The organism is Streptomyces sp. NPDC014623 (assembly GCF_043088245.1).
Lineage (GTDB): Bacteria > Actinomycetota > Actinomycetes > Streptomycetales > Streptomycetaceae > Streptomyces.
In genome coordinates, this window is the sequence record NZ_JBIBZU010000034.1 from 25,176 (window position 1) to 35,328 (window position 10,153).

General features: G+C 69.6%; 7 protein-coding genes. 2 read left to right on the plus strand and 5 right to left on the minus strand.

Annotated elements, in window-relative coordinates; genetic code table 11:
- The first annotated feature begins 163 nt into the window (after positions 1-163).
- Positions 164-2,881, plus strand: coding sequence for an aconitate hydratase AcnA (acnA, locus tag ACF1FZ_RS33205; RefSeq protein WP_391777097.1), 2,718 nt, complete (start codon positions 164-166; stop codon positions 2,879-2,881).
- Between the two features lie 68 nt (positions 2,882-2,949).
- The gene (locus ACF1FZ_RS33210; RefSeq protein ID WP_391777098.1) at positions 2,950-4,179 is read left to right on the plus strand and encodes an ROK family protein; all 1,230 of its coding nucleotides are present in this window, start codon (positions 2,950-2,952) and stop codon (positions 4,177-4,179) included.
- A gap of 34 nt (positions 4,180-4,213) precedes the next feature.
- On the opposite strand, the gene ACF1FZ_RS33215 is transcribed toward ACF1FZ_RS33210, so the two are convergent.
- The 5 genes from ACF1FZ_RS33215 to ACF1FZ_RS33235 form a co-directional block, all read right to left on the minus strand.
- Positions 4,214-5,293, minus strand: coding sequence for a YihY/virulence factor BrkB family protein (locus ACF1FZ_RS33215; RefSeq protein WP_391777099.1), 1,080 nt, complete (start codon positions 5,291-5,293; stop codon positions 4,214-4,216).
- 139 nt (positions 5,294-5,432) lie between these two features.
- Positions 5,433-6,812 carry a GH1 family beta-glucosidase gene (locus tag ACF1FZ_RS33220; protein ID WP_391777100.1) on the minus strand — a complete coding sequence of 460 codons (1,380 nt, stop codon included), beginning with the start codon at positions 6,810-6,812 and terminating at the stop codon, positions 5,433-5,435.
- An 8-nt stretch (positions 6,813-6,820) separates the two neighbouring features.
- Entirely contained in the window at positions 6,821-7,678 is an 858-nt protein-coding gene (locus ACF1FZ_RS33225) for a carbohydrate ABC transporter permease (RefSeq protein WP_391777101.1), read from the minus strand.
- Between the two features lie 5 nt (positions 7,679-7,683).
- Positions 7,684-8,655 (minus strand): carbohydrate ABC transporter permease, encoded by a 972-nt coding sequence (locus ACF1FZ_RS33230; RefSeq protein ID WP_391777102.1) that lies wholly within the window; start codon positions 8,653-8,655, stop codon positions 7,684-7,686.
- Positions 8,656-8,666: 11 nt separating this feature from the next.
- Positions 8,667-9,929: an ABC transporter substrate-binding protein gene (locus ACF1FZ_RS33235; protein WP_391777103.1), complete on the minus strand. Its 1,263-nt coding sequence runs from the start codon at positions 9,927-9,929 to the stop codon at positions 8,667-8,669.
- Between the last annotated feature and the right edge of the window lie 224 nt (positions 9,930-10,153).

Genomic DNA, 10,153 nt, shown 5'->3' on the forward strand with positions numbered 1-10,153 from the left:
GTTATCTCGACATCGAGATATCTGCCGAGGCGCACCGCAGCCGCCGCTCGGTAAGGGTTACCTAACTAATCCTTACCTTAGCGGATGGTGGGGGCCGCAGGCGGCGCCGGCCGCACATGAGGCGCGGCGCGGTTGAACGCGCACATTGAAGAAGGAGACTGTCGTGTCGGCGAACAGCTTCGACGCCCGCAGCACGCTGCGCGTGGGTGACGAGTCGTACGAGATCTTCAAGCTGGACAAGGTCGAGGGCTCCGCGCGCCTCCCTTACAGCCTGAAGGTGCTGCTGGAGAACCTGCTCCGCACGGAGGACGGCGCGAACATCACCGCCGACCACATCCGTGCGCTGGGCGGGTGGGACTCCCAGGCCCAGCCCAGCCAGGAGATCCAGTTCACGCCGGCCCGCGTGATCATGCAGGACTTCACGGGCGTCCCGTGTGTCGTGGACCTCGCCACCATGCGTGAGGCCGTCAAGGAGCTCGGCGGCGACCCGGCGAAGATCAACCCGCTGGCCCCGGCCGAGCTGGTCATCGACCACTCCGTCATCGCCGACAAGTTCGGCACCAACGACGCGTTCGCGCAGAACGTCGAGCTGGAGTACGGCCGTAACAAGGAGCGCTACCAGTTCCTGCGCTGGGGCCAGACCGCCTTCGACGAGTTCAAGGTCGTTCCCCCGGGCACCGGCATCGTCCACCAGGTCAACATCGAGCACCTGGCCCGCACGGTCATGGTCCGTAACGGCCAGGCGTACCCCGACACCCTCGTCGGCACCGACTCCCACACCACCATGGTCAACGGCCTCGGTGTGCTGGGCTGGGGCGTCGGCGGCATCGAGGCCGAGGCCGCGATGCTCGGCCAGCCGGTCTCCATGCTCATCCCGCGCGTCGTCGGCTTCAAGCTGACCGGCGAGCTCCCGGCCGGCACCACCGCCACCGACCTGGTGCTGACCATCACCGAGATGCTCCGCAAGCACGGTGTAGTCGGCAAGTTCGTCGAGTTCTACGGTGAGGGCGTCGCCGCCACCTCCCTCGCGAACCGCGCCACCATCGGCAACATGTCGCCGGAGTTCGGCTCCACCGCCGCGATCTTCCCGATCGACGACGAGACGCTGAAGTACCTCCGTCTGACCGGCCGCGACGCCCAGCAGGTCGCGCTCGTCGAGGCGTACGCCAAGGAGCAGGGCCTCTGGCTCGACCCGGCCGCCGAGCCGGACTTCTCGGAGAAGCTGGAGCTCGACCTCTCCACGGTCGTCCCCTCCATCGCCGGCCCGAAGCGCCCGCAGGACCGCATCGTCCTGGCGAACGCCAAGGCCAAGTTCGCCGAGGACGTACGCAACTACGTCACCGACGACATGGAGGCGAGCAAGGAGTCCTTCCCGGCCTCCGACGCCCCGGCCGTGTCGCCCAACGGCGTCCCGTCCAACCCGGTCACCGTCACCGCCCCCGACGGCACGACGTACGAACTCGACCACGGCGCCGTCACCGTCGCCGCGATCACCTCCTGCACCAACACCTCGAACCCGTACGTCATGGTCGCCGCGGCGCTCGTGGCGAAGAAGGCCGTCGAGAAGGGCCTGACCCGCAAGCCGTGGGTCAAGACCACCCTCGCCCCGGGCTCGAAGGTCGTCACCGACTACTTCGACAAGGCGGGCCTGACCCCCTACCTCGACAAGGTCGGCTTCAACCTCGTCGGTTACGGCTGCACCACCTGCATCGGCAACTCCGGCCCGCTGCCGGAAGAGGTCTCCAAGGCCGTCAACGACCACGACCTGGCCGTCACCTCGGTGCTCTCCGGCAACCGCAACTTCGAGGGCCGGATCAACCCCGACGTCAAGATGAACTACCTGGCGTCGCCGCCGCTGGTCGTCGCCTACGCCATCGCCGGTTCGATGAAGGTCGACATCACCAAGGACGCCCTCGGGGTCGACCAGGACGGCAAGCCCGTCCACCTCGAGGACATCTGGCCGACCGAGGCCGAGGTCAACGACGTCGTCGCCAACTCCATCGGCGAGGACATGTTCAACAAGTCCTACCAGGACGTCTTCGCGGGCGACGCCCAGTGGCAGGCGCTGTCGATTCCCACCGGCAACACCTTCGAGTGGGACTCCGAGTCCACCTACGTGCGCAAGCCCCCGTACTTCGAGGGCATGACGATGGAGACGACCCCGGTCGAGGACATCACCGGCGCCCGGGTACTCGCCAAGCTGGGCGACTCGGTCACCACCGACCACATCTCCCCGGCCGGTGCGATCAAGGCCGACACCCCGGCGGGCAAGTACCTCACGGAGCACGGCATCGACCGCCGTGACTTCAACTCCTACGGCTCGCGCCGTGGCAACCACGAGGTCATGATCCGCGGCACGTTCGCCAACATCCGCCTGCGCAACCAGATCGCGCCGGGCACCGAGGGCGGCTTCACCCGCGACTTCACGCAGGCGGACGGCCCCGTGTCGTTCATCTACGACGCCTCGCAGAACTACCAGGCCGCGGGCACCCCGCTCGTCATCCTCGCGGGCAAGGAGTACGGCTCCGGCTCCTCCCGCGACTGGGCGGCCAAGGGCACCGCGCTCCTGGGCGTCAAGGCCGTCATCGCCGAGTCCTACGAGCGCATCCACCGCTCGAACCTCATCGGCATGGGCGTCCTGCCGCTCCAGTTCCCGGAGGGCCACACCGCCGAGTCCCTCGGCCTGACCGGCGAGGAGACCTTCTCCTTCACCGGCGTGACCGAGCTGAACGACGGCACCACGCCGCGCACCGTCAAGGTCACCACCGACACCGGTGTGGAGTTCGACGGCGTCGTCCGCATCGACACCCCCGGTGAGGCGGACTACTACCGCAACGGCGGCATCCTGCAGTACGTGCTCCGCAGCCTGATCCGCAAGTAAGGGCACCGCGAAGTGAGCGAGGGCCGCACCCCTGGGTGCGGCCCTTCGCCGTTAGGCTCGAAGGCCTGATGAAGAACACCCTCACCTCGCCCGCGGCCAAGGCCGGACACGAGTCCGTGCGCCGTCACAACCTGAGCCTGGTCCTGCGGACCGTCCGCGACGAGGGCGAGGTCACCCGGGCCCGGGTGGCGGGCCTCGTGGGGCTCACCAGGGCCGCCGTCTCCTCGCTCGTCGAGGAGCTGATCGCGCTCGACTGCCTCAGCGAGTCCGGCAAGACCTCCAGCGGATCCGCCGGGCGCCCCGGCACCGTGCTGAAGCTCTCCCGGACAGGCCCGGCGGGGCTCGGGGTGGAGATCAACATCGACTACGTCTCCGTGTGCGCCGTCGACCTCACCGGCACGGACCGGGTCCGGGTCACCGAGCACACCGACCACCGGGACGTGCCGCCCGCCGAGGTCCTGGCCCATGCCGCCCGGCTCACCAACCGGGTCATCGCCTCGGCCCGGGAACAGGAACTGCGCGTGGTGGGCGTGGAACTCGCCCTGCCCGGCCTGGTATCCGGCGGCGTCGTCCGCCAGGCACCCAACCTCGGCTGGAGCAGGGTCGCCGCCGAGGGCATCTTCGGACAGGCGCTCAGCACACTGCGCCCGGCCGGGCGGGCGCTGGCCGTCGGCTCCGGCAACGAGGCCAACCTGGCGGCCCTCGCCGAGCTGTGGTTCGGCGGACTCGGTGGCGTACGCACCTTCCTCTATCTCACAGGTGAGACCGGCGTGGGCGGCGCGCTCGTGGTGAACGGCGAAATGCTGCGGGGCGCCCACGGGTTCGCCGGTGAGATCGGGCACGTCGTCGTCGACCCGCAGGGACCACTCTGCCGCTGCGGCGCGCACGGCTGTCTCGAACAGTACGCCGGCCGGGCGGCCCTGCTGAGGGCGGCGGGAATCGACCCGGACACGGGCGTGCGCGGCATCGCCGAGCTGGAGCAGCGCGCCGCCGCCGGTCAGGAGCGGGCCGTCTCGGCGCTGCGGGAGGCGGGGGACAGGATGGGCGTGGTGCTGGCCGGAGCGGTGAACCTCTTCGACCCGGAGGCCGTCGTCCTCGGCGGGATCTACCGCACCCTGATGCCCTGGCTGGAGGAGTCCGCTGACGCCCAGCTCACCGCCCGGGTGGTGTCGGGCCGCTGGCACGAGAACGGCAGCAGGCTGCGGGCGTCATCCGTGTCCGGTGACGCGGCGCGGGGCGCGGCGGCCCGGGTGGTGCACGAAGTGCTGGAGAACCCGGCGGCGTACGCGCTGCGGTGAACGCGTACGCCCCCGAAGGCCGCCCCGAAGCTGCTCAGCCGAGGTGGCGGCGGTCCTCCTCGCTCCACTTCGCGGTGTCGCGCGGTTCCACGTACGGCTCCTCGGCCGGGGGATGGCCGCCCTCTATGGCCCGCTGGCGGGCCATCTCCGCGTCGAATTCGAGGCCGAGCAGGATCGCCAGGTTGGTGAGCCACAGCCACACCAGGAAGATGATCACGCCGGCGAGGGCGCCGTAGGTCTTGTTGTACGAGGAGAAGTAGGCCACGTACAGCGCGAAACCGGCCGAGGCGGCCATCCAGAGCAGCAGGGCGAGGACACTGCCGGGCGTCACCCACTTGAAGCCCCGGCCCCGGGCGTTGGGCGCGGCCCAGTACAGGATCGCGATCATGATCGTGACGAGCAGGACCAGAACAGGCCACTTGGCGATCGACCAGGCCGTCATGGCGGGGTCGCCCACCCCGAGGGCGGAACCGGCACGCTGGGCGATGGGCCCGGTGAACACCACGATCAGGGCGCTGAGGACCGCCAGCACCATCAGGGTCACCGTCAGCCCCAGCCGCAGGGGCAGCACCTTCCACACCGGACGCCCCTCGGGCATGTCGTAGACGGCGTTCGAGCAGCGGATGAACGCCGCGATGTAGCCGGAGGCCGACCACACCGCCAGCAGGAGACCGATGACGGCCATCAGCGATCCCGTGCCGCCGTTGCCCTGCAACTGCTGCACGGCGTCGGAGAGGATGTCCCGGACCGGGCCGGGAGCGAGGTCCTGGAGGTTGTCCATCACCTTCTGGGTGGCGGACTTCCCCGCGACACCGAGCAGCGAGACCAGCACGAGCAGGGCCGGGAAGAGCGAGAGCACGCTGTAGTACGTGAGGGCCGCCGCCCGGTCGCTGAGCTCGTCGTCCACGAACTCCCGCACGGTGCGCTTCAGCACCGCCCACCACGACCTGCCGGGAATGCCCGCCGGTCCGTCGGGTGCGTCGCGCTCCACCTCCGGGTCCGGCCCGACGCGGTCCGGCTTCCGGACGGCGCCGTCCGCGCCGTCTCCGTAGCGGTCGGCGGCGTCGTGGCCGTCGCGGGTGGGGTGAGCCTGTGGTTCCGGTGTCCGTGCCATGGGAGTCCGGTAACCGCCACAGCCGGTCGGAAACCGGTTCGGCCGGGACGGATCCGCCCGGTCACCGTGCGCGGGACCGGACACGGGTGCGGGCCGGGCCGGCTGGTCAGCCGGCCCGGCCCGCACCCGTGAGCGGCGATCAGGCCCTGTGCGCCGCGATCAGCTGCTGGTACCAGCGGTAGCTGTCCTTCGGCGTGCGCTCCAGGGTGTCGTAGTCGACCCGGATGATCCCGAACCGCTTCGCATAGCCCAGCGCCCACTCGAAGTTGTCCAGCAGCGACCACACGTAGTAGCCGCGTACGTCGACACCGGCGTCCATGGCCGCCCGCAGGGCCGTCAGATGGGTGCGCAGGTACTCCACCCGGTCCGCGTCGTGGACGGAACCGTCGGCCTCGACGCTGTCGAACTCCGCCGAGCCGTTCTCCGTGATGTGCACCGGCGGCAGGGCGTCGCCGTAAGTCTGCTTGAGCGCGGTCAGCAGATCGGTGAAGGACTCCGGCACGACCGGCCAGCCCATGGCCGTCCTGCGGACGTCCGGGTAGTTCCCCTCCGCGTACCGGTTGTCCGTGGCCACGCGCAGCGCCGGGTCCGCCTCGCGGTGCGGGGCGGCGGCGACGACGATCGGCCGGTAGTAGTTGATGCCGAGGAAGTCCATGGGCTGGGAGATCAGCTCCAGGTCGCCCTCGCGACGGAAGTCCTGGCCGGTGATCAGCTCACCCCAGGTCTCCTCCTCGGTGGCCGGGTAGCGGCCGGCGAGGAGCGGTTCGGTCCACACCAGGTTGTGCTGGGTGTCGGCGCGGACGACGGCCGCGAGGTCGGCGTCCGACTCGGTGGCCGGGACGTTGCGGTCGAGGTTGAGCGTGATGCCCGCCTCGCGGACGCCCGCCGCGCGCAGGGCGTTCATCGCGTGGCCGTGGCCGACCAGCAGGTGGTGCGCGGCGGCCAGCGCTCCGCGGCCCTCCTGCGCTCCCGGTGCGTGCCGGCCCACGGAGTAGCCGAGGAACGCGCTGCACCACGGCTCGTTCAGGGTGATCCAGCGCGGCACCCGGTCACCGAGGTGCTCGGCCACGATCGCGGTGTACTCACCGAAGCGCTCGGCGGTCTCCCGCACCCGCCAGCCGCCCTTGTCCTCCAGGGCCTGCGGCAGGTCCCAGTGGTAGAGCGTCGCGGCCGGCTCGATGCCCGCCTCCAGGAGCGAGTCGACCAGGCGGGAGTAGAAGTCCAGCCCCTTGGGGTTGACCGCGCCGCTGCCCGTCGCCTGGATCCGGGACCAGGCGATGGAGAAGCGGTACGACTCCACTCCCAGGTCGCGCAGCAGGGCCACGTCCTCCGGGTAGCGGTGGTAGTGGTCGCAGGCCACGTCACCCGTGTCGCCGCCGTCCGTCCGCCCGGGCGTGTGGCTGTAGGTGTCCCAGATGGACGGCCCGCGGCCGTCTTCCTCCACGGCACCCTCGATCTGGTACGAGGCCGTGGCCGCGCCGAAGACGAAACCTGGCGGGAAGACCGGGAAGTCACTCATGGGAACCCTTACTTGACCGAGCCGCCGGTGATCCCGGCGGCGATGTACTTCTGGGACAGGACGAGGAGAACGGCTGCGGGCACCGCCGAGAGCACCGAGGCGGCCATGACGGAACCCCAGTCACCGACGTGCGCGCCGATGTACTGGTAGATGCCCAGCGTGATCGGCTTGACGTCGTCCGTCGTGTTCAGCGTGAGCGCGAACATGAAGTCGCTCCACGCGTACAGGAACGAGAACAGTCCGGCGGTGATCAGCGAGTTGCGGCTCATCGGAAGGACGACCTGGACGAACGTACGGATGCGGCCCGCGCCGTCGACCTCGGCGGCCTCGATGACCTCGCGAGGGATCGACACCATGAACGAGCGCATCAGCACGATCGCGAAGGGGATGCCCAGCGAGGCGTCCGCCAGCATCAGGCCGAAGTAGGAGTTGACCAGACCGAGGTCCACGTACGCGCTGTACAGGGCGTTCGCGATGACGATCCCCGGCACCATCTGGGTGATGAGCGTGCCGAAGACGATCGTCTTGCTGCCGCGCAGCTTGAACTGCGCCAGACCGTACGCCGCCGGGGCCGAGATCGCCAGGCAGATGGCCACCGCGCCGAGCGCCACGGCCAGTGAGGTCAGCAGGTTGCCTCCCTGCTCGGTGATCGCGGAGGTGAAGCCGGAGAAGTCGATGCCCGTCGGGACGGGACCCACGTCGACCAGGCTCGCGTCCGGCTGCAGCGCGGTGTTGACCATCCAGTACAGCGGGAACAGCATGACCGCGAGGACGACGACGCCGAAGACGGTCGCACCCCATCGGCGCTTGGGCCGGTGGACGGCGGCGGGAGCCGGGGCGGCGGGGATCTGGGTGGTGGTCGCCATGCCGGTCACTTCCCCTCGTTGCGGTTGACCCGCAGGTAGAACACCGCGAAGACGGCGGAGATCAGGATCAGGATGTTGCCGACCACGGCACCGGCCCCGAAGTCCATCTGGACGAAGGAGTTCTGGTACGTGAGCGTGCCGAGCGTCTGGGTGGAGTCGGCGGGCCCGCCGTCGGTGAGGGCCAGGACCAGGTCGAGGATCTTGACCGTCGACATGAAGCCGAGCACCAGCACCACGGTGATGACGGGCTTGAGCATGGGCAGGGTGACCGAGCGGAACGTACGCCAGGCGGACGCGCCGTCGAGCGCGGCGGCCTCGTTCAGCTCCTTGGGGACCTCCTGGAGGCCGCCGTAGAGGATCACCATGTTGAACGGGATGCCGATCCAGATGTTCACCAGGATCACCGAGACCAGCGCCATGCCGGTGCTCGTCAGCCACGGGGTGTCACCGGGGAGGCCGACGGTGCCCAGGAACGAGTTGAGGACACCGGTGTCCTGGTCGAAGATGCGCCGCCACACGATGCCGGAGACGACCATCGGGACCAGCCACGGCAGCAGGATCAGCGAGCGCAGGATCCCGTTGAGCGGGAAGCGCCGGGTGAAGAAGACGGCGAGGGCCAGGCCGATGCAGAACTGGCCGACGAGCGAGCCGACGGTGAAGAGGATCGTCTGCCACAGGGCCTTGCCGAACAGGCCGTCGTTGAAGACGTTGCTCCAGTTGTCCGTGCCGTTGAACGGCGCCTCACCGGTGAAGAACGTGGACGGCGAGTAGTCCTGGAAGCTCATCACGATGTTCCGGACGAGCGGGTAGCCGAAGAACAGCGCCATGAAGATCACGGCGGGGGCGATGAACCCCCACTGGGCGAGCGTCCTGCGCCGCTTGGCGCTCCGCGGGTTCGCGGGCTTCCTGACCGCGTCGGCCGAGGAGGTCTTCGGGCCGGCCGGCGGCGCGGAGGCCGAGGCTGTGGTGGATGACATGGTTCGTTACCTCAGTTCCCGCTCGTGACCTGCTGCTGGGCACGCTTCAGAGCGGCCTCGCTGGACTGGCCGGTGAGCGCGGACTGGAAGGCGCTCTGCAGGGCCAGCGACACGGACGACCACTGCGCGCCGACCTTCGCGGTACGCGAACGGGCCGTGGCGACCTGTCCGGCCAGGGCGGCCAGCTCCGGGGCCTTCGTACGCCACACGGCGGCGGCCTTCGTGTTCGCCGGGACCATCCAGCTGTTCAGGGCGTAGGTGATCTGCTCCTGCTCGCCCGCCATACAGCCGATGATCTTCGCGGCCGTCCTCTCACGCTCGGTGTCACCGGTGTTGGGCACGGTGAGCACACCGCCGCCCAGCGGACCGACCGAGTCGTCGCCCGCCTCGGGGACCGGGATCTCGGCGATGCCCCAGTTGAGCCCCTTCTTGGCGTTCAGGGTCTCGACCTGCCACGGACCGTTGATCATCATGGCCGCGTTGCCCGCCATGAACTGGTCGTTCACGTCGGCCTGGGTCCAGTTGACCGTGGACTTGGAGAGCGAGCCGTCCTTCAGGAGCGCCTTCCAGTAGTCGAGGGCCTCGGCGACCTCGGGGGTGTCGAGTTTCGACTCGTCACCGCCGTTGGACCACATGAACGGCGTGAACTGGAAGACACCGTCCTCCGCGCCGCCCGCGCTGAGCGCCAGACCGTACCGCTTGCCCTGGGTCAGCTGCTTGGCGGTCGACCGCATCTCGGCCCAGGTGGTGGGCACCTCCAGGCCGGCCTTGTCGAGGGTGTCCTTGTTGTAGAACAGCGCCAGGGTGTTCACCGTGCGCGCCGCCCCGTAGTACTTCCCGTCGAACGAGCCGAAGTCGACGATTCCCTCGGGGATGTCCGTCGTGCTCAGCCCGAGGTCCTTGAGGGGAATCAGCCCGCCGGCCTCCGCGAAGGTCGGCATCTCGGACGCGTCCAGCTGGAGGACGTCCGGCAGCGACTTCGAGGACGCCATGCGCAGCGCCTTGGTCATCAGCTGCGCCGCCGGAACGCTCTGCTGTTCGATGGTGATCCCGAGCTGCTTGCTGCAGCGCTCGAGGGTGTCACCGTCCCAGCGGTGGTACGACTCGTCGGTCGAGGAGTTCATGACGGTGTAGACGTCCTCGTCCCGCTGCTGGGCGCACCCCGACAGGACGGTGCCGGCGACGATCGCGGAGACGACGGTGAAGGGGACGACGATCCGCCTGGGGCGGCGGCTGCGGCGTCGGATCCGCCCGTCCGGGGAGGGTTCTGTCACGGTGGTGCCCTTGCGGTGAGAGGGTGGCCGGCCCATGGGAACGCTCCCACGGGGTGCTCGTCAAGCCCCTGCACGGATCCGGCGGGGGTCACGGCGGGGGGTGGTGCGGGTGTCCGGCGGCGGGCCGCCGGACACCCGGGGGTGTCAGCGGACGTTGAGGAGGTGTTCCATGGCGAGCTGGTCGAGGGCTTCGAAGGCCATGGAGCGTTCCGCCGCGGCGGTGG